Below are 16,550 nucleotides of genomic sequence, written 5' to 3'. Positions count from 1 at the left end.
TTTACCAGCCCTGGTATCACTTCCACGTTACTTATTCTACGAGGAGGTTTCAAGGAACGACGGGGACCGCTACGCGTCCTCCACAGACAAGTTTCTATCCCACTAAGGAAGGCTTCAAGGGCGGAGGAACCGGCATCAGTTCGGGATGTTCTTCGGGGGTTTCCATCCCTCTCGGACACGGAGCACGTTATGGCGAATCCGCTCTCCTATCCTGTGCAGGGGGCACCTGTCCCGGTTACCGTGAATGAGGTTTATAAGCGGACGGCCAGCTCTGGTGAAGCCCTTTTTCCCGGTCTCCCAGGGATGTGATCAGGAACCGGCCTGCACCCTCCAGGACAAAGGGGCCCGCGTCGGCCGGGACGAAGAGGCTGGCCCCCTTCCGGGCGCTCAATACGGCGGAGCCGGCGCGGAGCGCGGCCGTCCCGTCCAGGCAGAGCAGGGAGTGGAACGTGTCCCCGTCCGCGGCGCGCTCCCAACGTCCGGAGAGGTCCAGGATCTCCGCCCGAAAACAGGGGCAATCGGCAAGACGCTCCAGGGTGCCGCCCGGAACGGGATGCGCGGGGGATGCCCCTGGAACGGCGAAGCCGGCCGGGATCGGGCGCATGACGTCGAGCGCCTGAGCTACGTGGAGCGGGCGGGGTCTCCCGTCCGGCCCCGTCCGGCCGTAGTCGAAGACGCGGTAGGTGAGGTCGGAACTCTGCTGCACCTCGGCGATCAGGATGCCGCCCCCGATGGCGTGGATTGTGCCCGCGGGGATGAAAAAACGGTCGCCCTTTCGCACCTCCACCCTGTGAAGCACGTCGGTCAGGCTTCCGTCCCCGATGCGGCGCTCCAGCTCCTCCCTTGTGAGCTCCCGCTCGAACCCCACATAGAGAAACGCACCGGGTTCGTGGTCCAGGACGAGCCACATCTCCGTCTTGCCCGAGCCGTGCTCGACGCGGGCGGCGTAGGCGTCGTCCGGGTGGACCTGGACGGAGAGAGGGAGCCGGGCGTCGATGAGCTTCACCAGCAGGGGAAAGGGATCATCCGGCCCGTGTCGGTGGGAAACGATCTCCGGGTGTGTCCGAACGGCCTTCGAGAACGGGTGCCCCCCCCAGGGACCGTCGGCAACGACGCCGTCCCCGGCAGGGTGGGCGGACAGCTCCCAGATCTCCGCGACCGTTTCGAGGTCGGTCCTCATTCCCCAATCGTCCTTCAGACGCCTCCCGCCCCAGAGGTAATCCTTGCAGGCGGGGGTCAGCGTAAAGGGTTCCATGCCGCAGCCTCCTTTTTCTCGTGCGGGACCTTGTGCCGGGTCCGCGATCCCGCGCCGGGGACGTGGTGTTCCCAGGACAGTCCGTGTTCATGCCTGTCATTTCACACCTGTCATCCTACCTCAGGACGGCGGGAAAGTACACCGCCGCCGCGAAAGGCTGTCCGGGGGCTTGAACGTAGGGCCTCCGATGGCATCGCGCCCTCCGCTTCTTCGCCCGTAGTAAAATAGAATGTGGATGTAAATATGAAAAAGGGTCCGCTGCGGATTCCTCCGGCGTGCCCGAAATGTTTGGGAGTGATCGGTTTGCCTTCTGACGACCTGTACGGAGCCCCGCAGCCCGACGGCGGCCCCGGTTTCTGGTGGAGCGTCGAGTTCGAGGCGGAGAGCGGCGGGGACGGGAACAAAAACCCCGCGTGGACGGAGGAGCGCCTGTTCGACCTCGCTGCGCTCTCCGGGGCCATGGGGTCGGAGCTTGTCGAGGAGGGGAGCGGGCTGGTGCTGCGGGCGGCCTACCGCAGCTCCCGGGAGATCGGCGCCCTGCTCGCGGAGCTGAGGAAACTGCTGGCCGACTTCCCCGGCATCGCGCTGCGCGCGCACGGCAAGGTGGAGGACCGCCCCTGGCACACGCAGCACCTGGAGGCCTTCCCTCCGCTCGAGGCGGGGCGTGAGCTCGTCGTCATGGCCCCATGGCACAGGGACTCCGCGCCCGAGGGGCGGACTCCGATCCTCATCTACCCGGCCTCCGCCTTCGGGACCGGCTATCACGAGAGCACGCGCATCGCGCTCGAGCTTCTGGAGGAGGCCGTGCGTAAGGACGATACGATCGTCGACGTCGGGACGGGCACCGGCATCCTCTTCATCGCCGCGCTGAAGCTGGGGGCCGCGCACGCCGTGGCTCGCGACCTGGACCCGGCGACGCTCGGCGAGGTGCGGCGCAACATGGAGCTGAACGGCCTGCCCCCCATCCTCTGCGACCTGGCTGCAGGGGACCTCCTGAAGGGCGTGGAGGCGGACGCCGACCTGCTGACGGCCAACATCCTCCTGGAGCCGAACCTGGCCCTGCTGCCGGATGTGCTGCGCGTGCTGAAGCCGACGGGGGCCGCAATTTTCTCCGGGATGACGCTGTCCGAGCGGGAGACCTTCCTCTCCGCCCTTCCCGCGGCAGGGCTGACCGTGGAGCGGGAGCTGCGCCTGGGGGACTGGTGGGGCTGCCGGGCCCGGCCCGCACGGCGGGCGTGAACGCGGTTCAATCCCCGGACCTGAGGGGTCGGTCCGTCTGGGTGCACGTCCTGGGATGCCGCTCGAACCTCTGCGAGGGGGACTTCCTGGCAGGGGACCTGGAGGCGCGCGGAGCCCTCGTGACGCGGGACCCGAAGGGTTGCTCCGCCGCGGTGATCGTCAGCTGTTCCGTAACGGCGGAGGCGGACCGCAAGTGTCGGCAGGCGGTACGGCGCGCCCGCCGGACCGTCGGGGAGGCCGGGGTCGTCGCCGTGTGCGGCTGCTGGGCGCAGGGGGCCGCGGCGGACGAGGCCCGGGAGCTGGGCGCCGACATCCTGGTCGGCAACCGGAGGAAGGGCGAGCTGACCGACGCCCTCGAGGCCATGGTCCGGGACGGCCGGGCCTTCCGCGACCTCCGCTCCGATCTGCTCCGGGACCGGAGGTGGGAGGAGCTTCCCGTTGCGCGTCCGGTGTTCCACACGCGCGCCTTCCTGAAAGTGCAGGAGGGGTGCGATCATTTCTGCTCCTACTGCGTCATTCCGTTCCTGCGGGGCCGTTCCGTGAGCCGGCCCGCGGACCGTACGATGGACGAGGCCCGGCGCCTTCTGGACGCCGGGTGCAGGGAGATCGTCCTGACGGGGATCCATCTGGGCATGTACGGACGGGATACGGGTTCGTCCCTCGCGGAGCTGGTGCGCGCACTCTCGGCCCTGCCGGGGCTGGAGCGGCTGCGCCTGGGGTCCCTGGAGCCCTTCGCGCTCTCGGATGCCCTCCTGGAGGCCCTGGGGGAGAGCCCCGTCTTCTGCCCGCACCTGCACCTTCCGCTCCAGAGCGGGGACGACGGGGTCCTGAGCCGAATGCGCCGCGGCTATACGGCCGATGACTTCGCCCAGGTCTGTTCGCGGGCGCGTGAACGTCTGGGAGACGACCTTCACATCAGCAGCGACGTCCTGGTGGGGTTCCCCGGCGAGGACGAAAGCGCCTTCGGGAATACGCTGCGGCTGATGCGTCGTGCGGGGATTGGGCGCGCCCACGTCTTTCCCTACTCGCCGCGCCGGGGCACCCCGGCCGCGTCGTTCGAGGGCCGGGTGAGCCCCGCCGCGCTCTCCGCCCGTGCCGCCGAGGCCGCGGCGCTGGGGAACGAGCTCCTGGACGCCTACGCCGCCCGCTTCGTCGGTCGGACCCTCCCGGTCCTGCCCGAGGGGGGACGCTGCAGCGGCTACACGCCGCACTTCCTGCCGGCGGCCTGGGAGGGCGGGGCGGAGGTCGGGCGCTCCGTCCGGCTCCGCATCGATTCCGCGTCGGGGGGGGAGCTCAGAGGATGTCGCGTATGAAGTCCGAGTCCGTCTCCATCGGCATCGATCTGGGCACGCGCAATGCCCTCTGCTCCTACGTGAACGAGCTGGGGGCCGTGGAGGCGATAAGGAACCGATGGGGTTCCCTCTCGACCCCGTCCGTCGTGGGGTGGGACGGGGAATGGCACGTGGGGGAGGACGCGGTGCGGATGGCCCTGAACGGTTCCGAGGACGTCTGGTGGGACGTCAAGCGCCGGGTGGGCAGCCCCTTTCGGGCGGTTCTGGATGGGAGAGGTCATGCGGCGCACGATTTGCTCGTCCCGCTGCTCTCCGCCCTCAGGGAGGACGCGGAGGCGCACCTGGGGGTCTTCGTCTCCTCCTGCGTCCTGGCGGTCCCCGCCTGTTTTTCCCTGGCTCAGAGGGAGGCCATGGTCCGGGCCGCGGACGCGGCCGGGCTGCACGAGGCCCGAATTGTGGCGGAGCCGACCGCGGCCGCGCTCTCCTTCGGGCGGGAGGGCCGTTTTCTGGTTTTGGACTTCGGTGCCGGGACCGTGGACCTCTCCGTCGTCGAGAGCGGCGAGGGGGTGTGGCAGGTGCTGGAGAGCGTCGGCAGTGACGGGATCGGAGGGTACGACTTCGACCTGGCCCTCGCGGACTGGCTGCGGGAACGTCTGCTGCTGGCCCCTCTGCCCTCCACGGACCCACGCTGGCGCGCCCTGGTGATGGAGGCGGAGCGGGTGAAGGTCGCCCTCTCCGAGTGTCTCACCCTCGACTGGACGCCGCCCCCCCTGGAGGGACGGGCTCTGCCCCCTCTGACGGTCCGGCGAGAGGAGCTGGAGCGCCTGATGCGCTTCCCGATCCGCCGCCTCGTCCACATCGTACGTCGGCTCTGGGAACGGCACGGCCCCGACCACCTGCTTCTGGTCGGCGGCTCCAGCCGGATACCCCTGCTGCGCGAGGTCCTGGAGCGGGAGGTGGCCCGGCCGGAACGCCTGAGCCTCTGTGCCGAGGACGCCGTGGTGCGCGGTGCGGCGCTCTACACCCGCTCGGGGCGGGAGCGCCTGCTGCTGGACATCCTGTCCGGGGAGCTCACGGTGCTCTGGGAGGGGGCGGCCCTGCGGGTCCTGCCGGAGAACTCCACCCTTCCCGTGCGGTCGTCGGTGGAGCTGAGGGTGGGCCGATCCGGCCGCTCGGTCCTGGAACTGCGCCAGTCGCCCAACGAGCTGAGGACCGAGGGGCTGCGTCTGGCCTCCCTGGAGCTGGAGGTCCTGGAGGGCGAGACGCTTCGTCTCTGCTGCGAGGTCTCGGCATCCGGATGCCTTGCGGCGGAGCTCCGCCGCGGGACGGGCGAACGCGTGGAGATCCCGCTGCTCTTGCCCTCCCCGGGCAGGCCGCATGAAGACGAGGCCGCCGGGGAGGTACAGCGCCTTCGGGAGCTGAAGCTGACCCTCGCCGCGCTGGAGACCGCGCTCTCGGAGGAGCAGCAGGATCGGCTGCACGCCCTGGTGCGCCGGGCCGAGGGCATGCCCTTCGACGCCGGGACGGCGGAGTTGATCGAGGAACTGGTGAAGGATTTGGAAACTGCGGTATCCTGATTTTGTCGATGTTTCGACGAGCAGAGGTTGACGTGAACGTGAATCTTTCGGCAGAGGTCGTGTACAGCTTGAGGGTGTTGGGGCTCGCCCCCGGGGCGACGGCCGCGGACGTGCGGTCGGCGTTCCGGCGGCTTGCGCGCACCTGCCACCCGGACGTGACGGGCCGTCAGGGATCGTACCGCTTTCAGGAGATCACCGGGGCCTACACGTTTTTGAAGGGGCTGTCCGCCGAGGAACTGAAACGCTGTCCCTCCGGGGCCTCCGTTCGGCAGCCGGCCCGGCGCCCCTGGCCCGACCCCCTCGCCTGGTACCGCAGGCGTGCCGAACGCGTCCAGGCGGAGGCCAAGGCCGTGCGGGAGGCCGAGCGTCGGGAGGAGGAACGCCGCAGCCGGATGCGGGACGAACGCGTCGGCCGCGTTCTGGACCGTTACGAAAGGGCCCTCTCCGCGCACTGGGCGCAGGTGGAGAAGGAGGCGGACCGTGGATTCCTCGGCGAGCTCCTGGTCCGGCTGGCCTCTCCGGTCGCCGCCGTGCGATACCTCGCCCTGGGACGCCTTGGGACCCTGGCGAATCGGGAGGAGGTCCTGCGGGCCGTCGGCGAGCTCCTGCGCCGCCACGAGATCGACGACCGGACGGCCCGGCTGGTCGCGGGCCTTCCGCTGAGGCCCGAGTGCCGAAGGCGCCTGGCGGAGGAATCGGCGTGCCGCGCCGGGGACATGCCGGACCCTCTGCTCTCCGCCCTCCTCGGTCTGAGGATGGGGATAGAGCCGGACCCGGGCCTCATGGACCGCTATCTGGGTCGGGCGAAGGCCGGCGGCGCGGCCCTGCTGTTGCGGTATTGGCCCGGGGGCGTCTCCCCCTCGGACAAGGTCCTGCTGCGCCTGTTGGATCAGGACGACGAGCGCGTGCTGGTACCGCTGCTCTGCGCCATGAAACAACGTTTCCCGATGGCCGCGCACCGGTTTCGAGAGCGCCTGGAGGCGCTTTGGGAGCACCCTTCCCCGGCCGTCCGGGTCTGGAGCCGCGTCCTGACCCGGAGGAACGAAGGTTAGCCGGCGCCCCTCAGGGAGCCGGCTCCGTTTTTACGGTCTCCGTGCCCGCGGGCTGGAATGAGACCGTCTCCTCGAGCTCGGCCAGGAGGGCGGCCAGCTCCTCAGTGGTCCAGTCGAGGGATTTCAGGATCAGCTTGTCCGCTGCGCTTTCCTTTCCCCTTTGCTGGCTCCATTTCTTCTCCCGAACGTATCTCCGCCACGTCTGCGGGGTGGCGGCCAGCCCTCTCTCGAGGCGCCAGAGCGTGTAGCCGGCCTGATACTCCCATCCCAGCGGCGGGAGGTTCTTTTTGAGGTATTTCTGCTTGTTCCTGTTTATCGCGGCGCTCGAATCGGCCACGCACGAAAAGCTCATTGCCGCGGCCAGAGCGATGGCAGCGCCCAACCGCATCAGCCTTGTCCTCATGGCGTACCCGTACTCCCTTCTTTTCCTGTAGCTTCTTTACAGGCTTATGCTCTAATTGTACAATAAAAATCAGATAAAATCTCTTTATGAAAGTGGCTTCGCCCCGAAAAGAGGGGCTATTTCGTTCAGGCAGGGAGGCTTGAGCCATGCGCATCGTGCAGACGAACACCATCGTCAACGTCGAGGGCTTCACGGACCGTTTGGAACGTGGGTTTGCGGTCCGCCGTGAAAACGTCAACTACGAGCACGTCAAGGAGCCCGTCATCATCCCCCGCCCGCAGATCGAGGACTTCAACTCGCTGGTCGTCGTCCACGACAAGGTGGAGCAGTACGCTTAGGGAAGCGCTGATTAAAACGAAAACGCATATTTCATCAAGGATAAATATGCAAAACATCTATGGGCAAAAATCTCCAGCGCTTCCCTAAAAATTGACATGGGGGCTTCGCCCCCAACCCCCCACGCCGCTATCGTGAGACTGACCGGCCCGCAAGCGAAGCGAGCGGTTGCCGGAAGGCTCCCCTCTGGGGATAGCGGCGGCCCCGGCAAGTGTCTTCAAAAATAGGCAAGCTGGGGTACCACCGGGGAGCTCCATGGATTAAATCAGCGTTTCCTTAACGCTCGCGGTACGAAGGAGAAAGAGTGAGGGGGGGAAGGAACCCCCCTCGACCCATTCGGAGGAGGCTCGGATGATGAAGGTTGTTGTTTTGGGCTGTACGCATGCCGGCACGGCGGCGGTACTGAACACGGTGGCGCTGCACAGGGACGCGCAGGTCACTGTCTATGAGAGGAACGACAACATCTCCTTCCTTTCGTGCGGCATCGCGCTGCACGTGCAGGGGGTGGTGAAGGATCCCGCCGGGCTGTTCTACTGCTCGCCCGAAAAGCTCGCGGAGCTCGGCGTCAAAACCTGCATGAGGCACGAGGTCACGGAGGTCGACCTGACGGGTAAAAAGCTGAGGGTCCGCGACCTGGAGTCGGGGAAGGACTTCGAGGACACCTTCGACAAGCTGATCGTCACCTCCGGCTCCTGGCCCGTCGAGCCGCCCATCGAGAACGTGAAGCTGGAGAACGTCCTGCTCTGCAAGAATTACGCCCATGCCATGGAGATCGTGAAGCGGTGCGGGAGCGCCCGCAGCGTCGCGGTCATCGGCGCGGGATACATCGGCACGGAGCTGGTGGAGGCCTTCGAGACCCAGGGCAAGTCCGTGACCTTCATCGACCAGATGGCGCAGGTGCTGCCGCGCTATCTGGACCCCGACGTGATCGACGTGATCGAAAAGCTCTACGTCGAGAAGGGCGTGAAGCTGGCCTTCGGCCGGACGGTGAAGCGGTTCGTGGACGACGGGCACGGAAGGGTCGCCAGGGTCGTCACGACGGACGGGGAGTTCGACGCGGACCTGGCGATCCTGTGCGTCGGCTTCCGTCCCCAGACGGCGCTCTTCAAGGGGAAGCTGGAGATGCTCCCGAACGGGGCGCTCCGCGTGGACGAGTACATGCGCACCTCGCACCCCGACGTGTTCGCCGCCGGGGACTGCTGCGCGGTCTACAACAACGCCTCCCGCCAGTACGCCTACATCCCGCTGGCCACGAACGCCGTCCGTATGGGGACGCTGGCCGCGCGGAACCTCAAGGCCCCCACGACCCGGCACCGGGGCACCCAGGGGACGTCCGGCATCAAGATCTACGATTGGAACATCGCCAGCACCGGCCTGACCGAGCTGGTGGCCAAGGAGCTGGGACTCGATTACGCGGTCTCCGTCCTGAAGGACAACTACCGTCCGGAGTTCATGCCCACCACGGAGCCCTTCTACCTCAAGCTGGTTTACGAGCGAAAGACGCTGCGCATCCTGGGCGCGCAGGTCCGGTCGAAGGAGGACCTCACCCAGTCGATCAACACGCTGTCCGTCTGCATCCAGAACGGGATGACGGTGGAGGACCTGGCGTTTGTGGACTTCTTCTTCCAGCCGCACTACAACAAGCCGTGGAACTACCTCAACTCGGTTGCGCTCCAGGCCCTGCCCCCGGAGTAGGGAGGGGAGCCGGAGGAGGGAAGGCCGAAAAAAACGGGATTTCTCCCCATGGAGCAGAACCGTCCAAGATGTAGAATGAAGGCGCCCTCGTTTTCGGAGGGCGCTTTTCCATGCTTGGTCCCGCCCCGTTCCGAGGCGGTATCGCGGGGGAAAACGCGATAGGGGAAGCTCGATAGGGAAAATTTGATGAAAAGGATGATTGAAGGCATGGCAAAGAAGACGACTTTCCTTCTGGCGGCCCTCCTGTGCGCCGCGTTCGTTCCGCCGGCCCTGGCCGCATCGTACGTCCCGGGCGAGGCGCTGGTGGTCTTCAGGAAGGCGCCCGGCGACGGCGTGACGGCGGCGTCCGTGGAGCGCGGGTCGGAATCGTTCCGGCTGGCGGCGCTGGCGGCGGCCTCCGGAGCACGGGTGGCCCAGGCCTACGGAGCCCTGTCCGAGGCCGGCGACGGCGTCTTCGCTCTGGTCCGTTCCGAGACCAAGACAGCGGAGCAGCTGGTGGAGGACCTGAGGGCGAGGGGCGACGTGCTCGCGGCATCTCCCAACCGCATCTCCCGGATCATGCGGGAGCCCAACGATCCCCGGTATGTCTCGGGGGAGCTTTGGGGACTGGCGGCCATCCGCGCTCCCGAGGCGTGGGATGCCACGACGGGCAGCACGGACGTGTACGTCGCGGTGGCGGACACGGGAATCTACGCCGCCCACGAGGACCTGCAGCCGAACCTGGATACGGGGCTCAGCCGGAATTTCGCGCGGGCGGAGGGCGCCGCCGTCGATCGTTCGGACTATATGGACGTCCATGGGCACGGGACGCACGTTGCGGGGACGATCGGAGCCGTGGGGGACAACGGCCTGGGCGTCGCGGGGGTGAGCTGGACGACGCGGTTGATCGTGCTGCGGATCATGGGTGCGGATGGCTCCGGACCGGACTCCTGGACCGTGGAGGCTCTCAACTACCTGGTCTCCCTCCTTCGCTCGAACCCGCAGATGAAGGTCGCCGCGCTCAACCTCTCCCTGGGGGGATACGTGAGCGCAGCGCCGAGCGCGGTTCAGTCGAGTGCCTATTGGCGCGCCTACAAGATTCTGGACGACCTGGACCGGACGGTGATCGTCGTCGCGGCGGGAAACGAGGGGCTGGAGGTGGGCAGGCCCGCGCCCTACGACGACCCCAGAGATCCCGCCGATCCCGTGTTCCGGAGGGGACAATACTGCTATCCCGCGTCCTTCACGGGGCTGAAGAACCTGATCGTCGTTGGTGCGGCGGCGTCCAACGGCGGGGCGGCGTCCTTCTCGAACTGGAGCCCGACGGCCGTCTCGCTCGTGGCTCCGGGCGTGCGCATCCTCGGCACGGTTTTTCCGGATGCCAACAACGGAAACGTACCCTTCGGAACCTGGTATGGAGAGATGTCCGGCACGTCCATGGCGGTCCCGCACGTCGCCGGGGCCGTTGCGCTGCTGGCGGGCCGCTACCCGAACGCCACGGCGTCCCAGATCAAGGATGCCCTGCTGAAGGGTGCGGACGGCAGCCGGAACCCGGCTGCGACGGCGCGGACGAACTCGGGCGGCGCGAAGCTCTCTCAATACGGCTACCTGGACGTGAAAAAAGCGCTGGACATCCTGGAGGCGACGAGCACCGACTTGGGCCCCAAGCCGCAGCCTGACCGGCCCCCCTCTCGAAGTCGGGCCCGGAAGTCCGGAGGGGGCTGCGACGCGGCGGGGGCCGGGGCCTGGATGTTGGCTGTTTTGGCGCTTTCGGCGCTGCGCCGCCGAGCGTAAAGTAGTGTGAGGTATGAAAAGGATTGGAGATGATGATGTTGTTGGAGAGAGGCAAAATTGCGGTTATCCTGCTGTCCGTGCTGTTGGCGGCCTGTCCTGCCGCCTTTGCGGGCGCTTCTGCGGCGCGGGGCGAGGCGATGGTCGTGCTCAAAAATGGGTTGGCGGATCCCCTGACCGAGGAGGCCCTCGCGAGCGTGGAGGGCCGGATCTATGTGGCGGAGGTCGCCCACGGCGTGGGCGCGCGCGTCGTGAACGTCTACGGGAGCCTCTCCGCCGCGGGGGGGACGGTGTTCGCCCTTTTCGCCTCCGACAAGCAGACGACGGAGCAGCTGGTCGAGGCGCTGAAGAAGCGTCCCGAGGTGCTGGCCGCCTCACCCAATCATGAGATGCGCGTGATGGGAAAGCCGAAGGGGAGCGGGTCGGTCTCCGCGGATAAGAAGGCCCAGGAACCGAAGAACCACGAGGTGCGCGCGATGGAGAAGCTGAAGGGGAGCGGGTCGGTCTCCGCGGATAAGAAGGCCCAGGAGCCGAAGAACCATGAGGTGCGCGCGGTGGAGAAGCCGAAGGGGGACGGGGCGGTCTCCGCGGATAAGAAGGCCCAGGAACCGAAGAACCATGAGGTGCACGCGGTGGAGAAACCGAAGGGGGACGGGGCGGTCTCCGCGGATAAGAAGGTTCAGGTGCCGAAGTCCCAGGTAAAGAAGCAGAAGGCCCCCGCAAAACCGAAGCCGAAGAAGTAGGGGCTCGGGGTCCTGTCTGCGAGAGGGTGTGAAGGCGAGGCGGCGCCGGCCGATTGGCCGACGCCGCCCTTATACTCCGGAGACCTTGGTGCGCTCGGCGCCGGAGCCCCTGGCGTGTCTGCCGGGGTTCAGTACTTCGCGTTGTGGTTCTTCCCCACGCCAAAAAGCTGAAGGGTGGAGTTCATGAGCTCCTCCTGGGTGCGGATGAGAAAGGCGCCCATGGCCATCTGGACCTTTGCCTGGCTGAGCTCGACGGACGACTTCGCGATGTCCATGACGTCCATGCCGCCCGAGCTCACGGACGCGGCCACCGCCGCGGCCCGGTTGACGGAGTCCTGCATCATGGCGGCCCCGGCCTGCCCCAGCCTGTCGAAACTGTTGATGTTCACGGAATATCCCTCCCTGCTGTGAAACACCGTCCCGGATAAGACGGGTCCAGCGAATTTTATCAGATATCCCCGGTTCCCACAACAAAAAGATACCCCTGCGGCCTGTGCGGGGGGATTTTGGGTATAATGGATAATGGCCCTGTAAATATTCCGAAAACGAAAGGATGAGGACCCATGCTGGAACTTCTGGAACGGCGCAGGAGCATTCGGAAGTTTACAAGCGGCGTTTTGAGCGATCCGCAGGTCAAGGCGCTGGTCCACGCGGGGCTTCTGGCCCCGTCGGCCAAGAACAGAAAGCCCGTAGAGCTTTTCTTCGTCCGGGACCGGGCGGTGGTTGCGCGGCTTGCGGACTGCCGCGACGCGGGCGGGGATGCCCTGAGGACCGCCGCTCTGGCGGTAGCCGTGACGGCCGATCCCGCCGTCAGCGACGTCTGGGAGGAGGACGCCTCCATCGCCGCCACGCAGATTTTTCTCGAGGCGGAGGCCCTGGGTCTGGGATGCTGCTGGATTCAGGTCCGAAGGCGTCCCTGCGGGGAGGGGACGGCCGAGGATGCGGCGAGGCGGATGCTGGACATCCCCGAGCGCCTCTCCGTCCTGTGCCTTCTGGCCGTCGGCTACAAGGACGAGACGAAGGAAGACTACGACCTCTCGAAGCTGGATCAATCGAAGGTGCATTATCGCTGAGGCGGTTGCTGTATTGAAATCTCAGGAGCTGAATCCCTGAACGAGAGAAAGGAGAGTTCGTCATGGCAAAGAAGAAGGGGCGCCTGGAGTTTCTGGAGATGAAGAAGAACGGGGAGAAGGTGACGTGGATCACGGCCTACGACTTCCCGACGGCGATGTTCGCGGAGGCGGCGGGCCTGGACATGATCCTGGTGGGCGACTCCCTGGGCATGGTGGTGCTGGGCTACCCGGGCACGATCCCCGTGACGATGGAGGACTGCATCAGCCACTGCAAGGCCGTCCGTCGGGGAGCGCCGAACACCTTCGTGATGGGCGACATGCCGTTCGGCTCGTATCAGGTCTCGGACGAGCAGGCCGTGGAGAACGCGGTGCGCTTCTTCAAGGAGGCGGATGTCGATGCCGTCAAGCTGGAGGGCGGGGTGCGCGTGGAGAGCCGCATCAAGGCCATCGCGGACAGCGGGGTGCTGGTGTGCGGACACATCGGCCTGACGCCGCAGAGCTCCGGCCCGATGGGCGGGTTCAAGGCGCAGGGCGTGACGCCGGATTCGGCCCGCTACGTGATCGAGGACGCGCTCGCGGTGGAGCGCGCTGGGGCCTACGCGCTCCTGGTGGAGGGCATCCCGCCGGAGCTGACGGAGTTCATCACGAAACGCCTCTCCATCCCGGTGTATTCCATCGGAGCGGGCTGGCCGTGCGACGGGCAGCTCATCATCTGCGGGGACATGCTGGGCCAGTTCCAGGCGTTCACGCCGAAGTTCGTGAAGAAGTACGCGAACATCGCGGAGGTGATCACGAACGCGTTCAAGGCCTACGCGGAGGACGTGAGGACGGGGAAGTTCCCGAACGACGATTACGTGTACCACATCCGCAAGGGCTGCGAGGCGGAGTACGCCGCCATGCTGAAGGAGTACGAGAAGAAGTGAGGATGGCGGCGGTGCGGGGGGCATGAGTCTGCCCCCCGTTTGTAACGGGGGGAATTATGTCCCCGCGGGACGGAAAAAGCGCTCGTAGAGCACGATAACCCCTGTGGTAACCAGGGTCAGGACGACGGCCAGAGCGTCTGCCTGGGCGATGTCCGTCGACATGTCGGAGACCTGCGTGTAGATGACCATGGGCAGGATCTTCACGGACGTTCCCGTCAGGGCGAATGCGGTTCCGAAGGCCCCCATGCTCACGGCAAAGAGCAGTGAGGAGCCGGAGAGGAGCGAGGGCAGCAACATGGGAAGCAGCACCCTGAGCAGGATCGTGCTGCGTCCGGCGCCGAGGCTTTGTGCCGCCTCGATCAGGCTCCAGTCCATATTGCTCCACGCCACGGTCAGGGTCAGGATCGTCCTAGGGATCAGAAAATAGAGGTAAGCCACGATCAGCCCGCGCCAAGTGAAGAGGAATGCGGAAAACTCCAGGGGCTCGATCCCGAAGGCACGCTTCAGGAGCAGGGTGAGGAAGCCGCTTGTTCCCAGGAGGACGATGAAGGCAAAGCCCACGACCAGCCCGCTGAAGGTAAGGGGGACGGAGGTCAGGGCCATCAAGAATCCCTTGGCCCTGCGGCTCCTGTGGATGACGTAGGAGATCGGCAGGCCCAGGGCCGTTCCGAGCACCGCCGTGGAGACCGAAAGCCCCAGGCTGGTGCAGAGCGACTCCCGGTACAACTTTCGGACGAAGAGTGACAGGTAGTTGCCGTAGGAGAGCCTGCCCTCTACGAAGAGGCTCTCCCAGACGACCAGCAGCAGCGGCCATGCCAGAAAACAGATCAGCACGGCCGCCACAGGCAACAGCAACAAATAGAGATACTTTCGGTTTTCCAACGCCTAGTCTTCCCCGAGGACCTTGGACCCCCAGAGCGAGGCGAGCGTCTTCTGGACCTCTGCCGCCTTCACCCAGTCAAGGTCCTTGGCGCGCTCGTAGTCCGCGGCGGGGAGGAACTTGGAACGGACCTCCTCGGGGAACTCGAAATTGGGCAGGATTGGGCGTACGAAACCCTTGGCGAAGAGCCCCTGCCCCTCGTCCGAGAGGATGTAGTTCAGCCACAGCTTGCCCGCGTTGGGGTTGGGCGCGTCCTTCACCAGGCTGATCGCGTAGGGGGCGGTCACGCTGCCCTCCTCGGGGATGACGATGTCCACGGCGTCGCCCAGCTCCGCGATGTACTTGGCGCGGTAGGCGTTGGCGTCGTAGGTGATCCAGATCGGGATCTCGCCCTTGACGAACTTGTCGAACTCGGTGGTCTTCTCGATCATGCGGATGTTGCCGCTCTGCTGGAGTTTCGCCAGGTAGTCGATGCCCGCCTCGGGGTGGTCCAGGTCGCCGCCCTGGGCGTGGATGCTGGAGAGGACGATGGCGTAGCCGATGCCGGCTGTGCGCGGGTCGAGATAGACGATGGACTTGGCGTATTCCGGTTTCAGGAGATCGGCCCAGCTTCGGGGAGTCTCCTTTACCAGGTTCTTGTTGACGGCGAAACAGACGGTCATTTTATGGATGCAGAACCATTTGCCCTCGGGGTCCTTCAGGATATCGGGGATACGATCGAAATGGATCGGCTTGAAGGGCTCGGTAAGGCCGCGCTTTCCGGCCTCCGCACCGGAGGGCATGAAGTAGTAGGCCGTGTCGCCCTGCGGGTTGTTGCGTTCCTTGTCCAGACGTACGACCGTGGCCCCGCTGCCCAGGTCGTTGAAGGCGATCTCGATCCCGTAGCGCTTCTCGAATCCCTCGAAGAGCGCCTGCCAGTTGGCCCAGGTCGGGCCCGTGTCGTAGCTGTTCAGGCCCTTCTCCGCCTTGGCCGCCGCCGCCAGGGCCTCCTCGCCCGCGTACAGCTCGGCCGCCATGCCGGCGGACGCCAGGACCAAAACCAGGGACAATGCAATCAGAAACTTTCTCACTCCAAGAGACCTCCTTAAACCTTGAAAGAAAAAGATGATGTGGGGAAAGCCCCACGTAAAACACCGAAAATATGCTCCTAGGGAAGCGCTGATTTAATCCATGAACCCCCCCTGTGGAACCCCAGCTTGCCTGTTTTCGAGGAGAGAGCTTGCCGGGGCCGCCGCTATCCCCAGAGGGGAGCCTTCCGGCAGCCGCTCGCTTCGCTTGCGGGCCGATCAGTCTCAGGATAGCGGCGTGGGGGATTGGGGGCGAAGCCCCCATGTTAGTTTTTAGGGAAGCGCTGGAGATTTTCGCCTATAGATGTTTTGCATATTTATTCTCGGTGAAATATGCGTTTTTGTTTTAATCAGCGCTTCCCTAAAGCGCCGCGTCCGGCAGGAGGTGTGCCTCTTTGACCGAGAAGCACACCCGCAGCGCTTGCCCGGAGCCCAGTCGATCGCCGTCGGTGCTCAGCAGATCCATCAGCAGCGTCTCTTCTCCGATGCTGCAGGCCACGCGTGTCACAGGCCCCAGAAAGATCTTTCCCTGAACGACGCCCTCCAGGACATTGTCGCTCGCGTCCTCCGCATCGGCCGGAGACAGATGCTCCGGCCGGATCGTCAGGGTTGCGGGGCCGGCCGGAACGTTTCCGCCGGCGCGCAGCACGCGTCCGTTCCACGTAAAGCTGCCTGCGCCGTCCCATGTCCCTCTCAGGATGTTGTTTACGCCGATGAAGTCGGCCGCGAAGAGGGAGCTGGGGGCGCTGTAGAGTTCGAGCGGTGTGCCGACCTGTTCCAGCCTGCCCCGGTTCATCAGGCCGACCCGGTCCGAGATGGAGAGCGCCTCCTCCTGGTCATGCGTGACGTAGAGCATGGTGATGCCGCTCTCGCGCTGAATGCGCTTGATCTCGAACCGCAGTGCGTTGCGCACCTTGGCGTCGAGGGCCGACAGGGGCTCGTCCAGCAGCAGAACCCTGGGCTCGATCGCCAGAGCCCGGGCCAGGGCGATGCGCTGCTGCTGTCCGCCCGAGAGTTGGCGCGGCAGGGCATCTGCCCGGTCGGACATCCCCACCATTTCCAGCAGCTCGGACACTCGGCGGCGGATATCGGCTTCCGGCCGTTTCTGAGCCTTCATCCCGAAGGCGACGTTCTCGGCCAGCGTCATGTTGGGGAACAGGGCGTAGTTTTGAAAGACGATGCCCACGCGGCGCCGATTGGGCGGTACGCCGTCCATGTCGGCGCCGCCGATGCGGACGATCCCCT

16 protein-coding genes are annotated in these 16,550 nt (G+C 65.9%); 10 read left to right on the top strand and 6 right to left on the bottom strand.

Annotated elements, in window-relative coordinates; all coding sequences use genetic code 11:
* Window positions 1–235 precede the first annotated feature (235 nt).
* Complete coding sequence (locus ABLA28_RS06120) at window positions 236–1,255, bottom strand: type I phosphomannose isomerase catalytic subunit (protein WP_347712923.1); 1,020 nt, start codon at window positions 1,253–1,255, stop codon at window positions 236–238.
* 303 nt (window positions 1,256–1,558) lie between these two features.
* Between ABLA28_RS06120 and ABLA28_RS06115 the strand changes: the two genes are divergently transcribed.
* Genes ABLA28_RS06115 through ABLA28_RS06100 form a run of 4 tightly spaced genes read left to right on the top strand, consistent with a single transcriptional unit; the run spans window position 1,559 to window position 6,415 of the window.
* On the top strand, window positions 1,559–2,494 hold the full coding sequence (locus ABLA28_RS06115) for a 50S ribosomal protein L11 methyltransferase (RefSeq protein WP_347712922.1): 936 nt from the start codon (window positions 1,559–1,561) through the stop codon (window positions 2,492–2,494).
* Window positions 2,458–3,807, top strand: coding sequence for a MiaB/RimO family radical SAM methylthiotransferase (locus ABLA28_RS06110; protein WP_347712921.1), 1,350 nt, complete (start codon window positions 2,458–2,460; stop codon window positions 3,805–3,807). The genes ABLA28_RS06115 and ABLA28_RS06110 overlap by 37 nt, the downstream gene beginning before the upstream one ends.
* Complete coding sequence (locus ABLA28_RS06105) at window positions 3,795–5,363, top strand: Hsp70 family protein (RefSeq protein ID WP_347712920.1); 1,569 nt, start codon at window positions 3,795–3,797, stop codon at window positions 5,361–5,363. Before ABLA28_RS06110 ends, ABLA28_RS06105 begins: the two co-directional genes overlap by 13 nt.
* Before the next feature lie 32 nt (window positions 5,364–5,395).
* Window positions 5,396–6,415, top strand: a complete 1,020-nt coding sequence (locus tag ABLA28_RS06100) for a DnaJ domain-containing protein (protein ID WP_347712919.1) — start codon at window positions 5,396–5,398, stop codon at window positions 6,413–6,415.
* A 10-nt stretch (window positions 6,416–6,425) separates the two neighbouring features.
* On the opposite strand, the gene ABLA28_RS06095 is transcribed toward ABLA28_RS06100, so the two are convergent.
* The gene (locus ABLA28_RS06095; protein WP_347712918.1) at window positions 6,426–6,818 is read right to left on the bottom strand and encodes a hypothetical protein; all 393 of its coding nucleotides are present in this window, start codon (window positions 6,816–6,818) and stop codon (window positions 6,426–6,428) included.
* 146 nt (window positions 6,819–6,964) lie between these two features.
* Between ABLA28_RS06095 and ABLA28_RS06090 the strand changes: the two genes are divergently transcribed.
* From ABLA28_RS06090 to ABLA28_RS06075, 4 genes are all read left to right on the top strand, one after another.
* A complete protein-coding gene (locus tag ABLA28_RS06090; RefSeq protein ID WP_314716704.1) occupies window positions 6,965–7,156 on the top strand; it encodes a hypothetical protein in 192 nt (63 codons plus the stop codon).
* A 352-nt stretch (window positions 7,157–7,508) separates the two neighbouring features.
* On the top strand, window positions 7,509–8,849 hold the full coding sequence (locus ABLA28_RS06085; RefSeq protein ID WP_347712917.1) for an FAD-dependent oxidoreductase: 1,341 nt from the start codon (window positions 7,509–7,511) through the stop codon (window positions 8,847–8,849).
* Between the two features lie 207 nt (window positions 8,850–9,056).
* A complete protein-coding gene (locus tag ABLA28_RS06080) occupies window positions 9,057–10,622 on the top strand; it encodes a S8 family serine peptidase (protein WP_347712916.1) in 1,566 nt (521 codons plus the stop codon).
* 35 nt (window positions 10,623–10,657) lie between these two features.
* Window positions 10,658–11,362 (top strand): hypothetical protein, encoded by a 705-nt coding sequence (locus ABLA28_RS06075; protein ID WP_347712915.1) that lies wholly within the window; start codon window positions 10,658–10,660, stop codon window positions 11,360–11,362.
* A 128-nt stretch (window positions 11,363–11,490) separates the two neighbouring features.
* Here ABLA28_RS06075 and ABLA28_RS06070 read toward each other — a convergent pair whose 3' ends face one another.
* Window positions 11,491–11,751, bottom strand: a complete 261-nt coding sequence (locus ABLA28_RS06070; protein WP_299302530.1) for a hypothetical protein — start codon at window positions 11,749–11,751, stop codon at window positions 11,491–11,493.
* Window positions 11,752–11,925: 174 nt separating this feature from the next.
* Here ABLA28_RS06070 and ABLA28_RS06065 point away from each other — a divergent pair, with 174 nt between their 5' ends.
* Together ABLA28_RS06065 and panB are read left to right on the top strand one after the other, a co-directional pair.
* Window positions 11,926–12,435 (top strand): nitroreductase family protein, encoded by a 510-nt coding sequence (locus ABLA28_RS06065; protein ID WP_347712914.1) that lies wholly within the window; start codon window positions 11,926–11,928, stop codon window positions 12,433–12,435.
* 62 nt (window positions 12,436–12,497) lie between these two features.
* A complete protein-coding gene (panB, locus tag ABLA28_RS06060; protein WP_299302536.1) occupies window positions 12,498–13,358 on the top strand; it encodes a 3-methyl-2-oxobutanoate hydroxymethyltransferase in 861 nt (286 codons plus the stop codon).
* A gap of 54 nt (window positions 13,359–13,412) precedes the next feature.
* On the opposite strand, the gene ABLA28_RS06055 is transcribed toward panB, so the two are convergent.
* From ABLA28_RS06055 to ABLA28_RS06045, 3 genes are all read right to left on the bottom strand, one after another.
* A complete protein-coding gene (locus ABLA28_RS06055; protein ID WP_299302539.1) occupies window positions 13,413–14,240 on the bottom strand; it encodes an ABC transporter permease subunit in 828 nt (275 codons plus the stop codon).
* 3 nt (window positions 14,241–14,243) lie between these two features.
* The gene (locus ABLA28_RS06050) at window positions 14,244–15,308 is read right to left on the bottom strand and encodes an extracellular solute-binding protein (protein ID WP_347712913.1); all 1,065 of its coding nucleotides are present in this window, start codon (window positions 15,306–15,308) and stop codon (window positions 14,244–14,246) included.
* A 358-nt stretch (window positions 15,309–15,666) separates the two neighbouring features.
* A partial coding sequence (locus ABLA28_RS06045; RefSeq protein ID WP_347712912.1) for an ABC transporter ATP-binding protein occupies window positions 15,667–16,550 on the bottom strand: 884 nt, incomplete at its 5' end.

Origin of the sequence: uncultured Fretibacterium sp., assembly GCF_963544685.1 — a bacterium.
In the GTDB taxonomy this organism is placed as follows: Bacteria; Synergistota; Synergistia; order Synergistales; family Aminobacteriaceae; genus CAJPSE01.
The sequence above is the reverse complement of the archived record's forward strand: the minus strand, read 5'-3'. Positions and strand labels throughout refer to the sequence as shown.

What these genes read in the sequence shown, in the direction of transcription:
- panB (WP_299302536.1), top strand. Translation starts at nt 12,498, where the DNA reads ATGGCAAAGAAGAAGGGGCGCCTGGAGTTTCTGGAGATGAAGAAGAAC.
- ABLA28_RS06120 (WP_347712923.1), bottom strand. Translation starts at nt 1,255, where the DNA reads ATGGAACCCTTTACGCTGACCCCCGCCTGCAAGGATTACCTCTGGGGC.
- ABLA28_RS06105 (WP_347712920.1), top strand. Translation starts at nt 3,795, where the DNA reads ATGTCGCGTATGAAGTCCGAGTCCGTCTCCATCGGCATCGATCTGGGC.
- ABLA28_RS06080 (WP_347712916.1), top strand. Translation starts at nt 9,057, where the DNA reads ATGGCAAAGAAGACGACTTTCCTTCTGGCGGCCCTCCTGTGCGCCGCG.
- ABLA28_RS06075 (WP_347712915.1), top strand. Translation starts at nt 10,658, where the DNA reads ATGTTGTTGGAGAGAGGCAAAATTGCGGTTATCCTGCTGTCCGTGCTG.
- ABLA28_RS06085 (WP_347712917.1), top strand. Translation starts at nt 7,509, where the DNA reads ATGAAGGTTGTTGTTTTGGGCTGTACGCATGCCGGCACGGCGGCGGTA.
- ABLA28_RS06090 (WP_314716704.1), top strand. Translation starts at nt 6,965, where the DNA reads ATGCGCATCGTGCAGACGAACACCATCGTCAACGTCGAGGGCTTCACG.
- ABLA28_RS06095 (WP_347712918.1), bottom strand. Translation starts at nt 6,818, where the DNA reads ATGAGGACAAGGCTGATGCGGTTGGGCGCTGCCATCGCTCTGGCCGCG.
- ABLA28_RS06065 (WP_347712914.1), top strand. Translation starts at nt 11,926, where the DNA reads ATGCTGGAACTTCTGGAACGGCGCAGGAGCATTCGGAAGTTTACAAGC.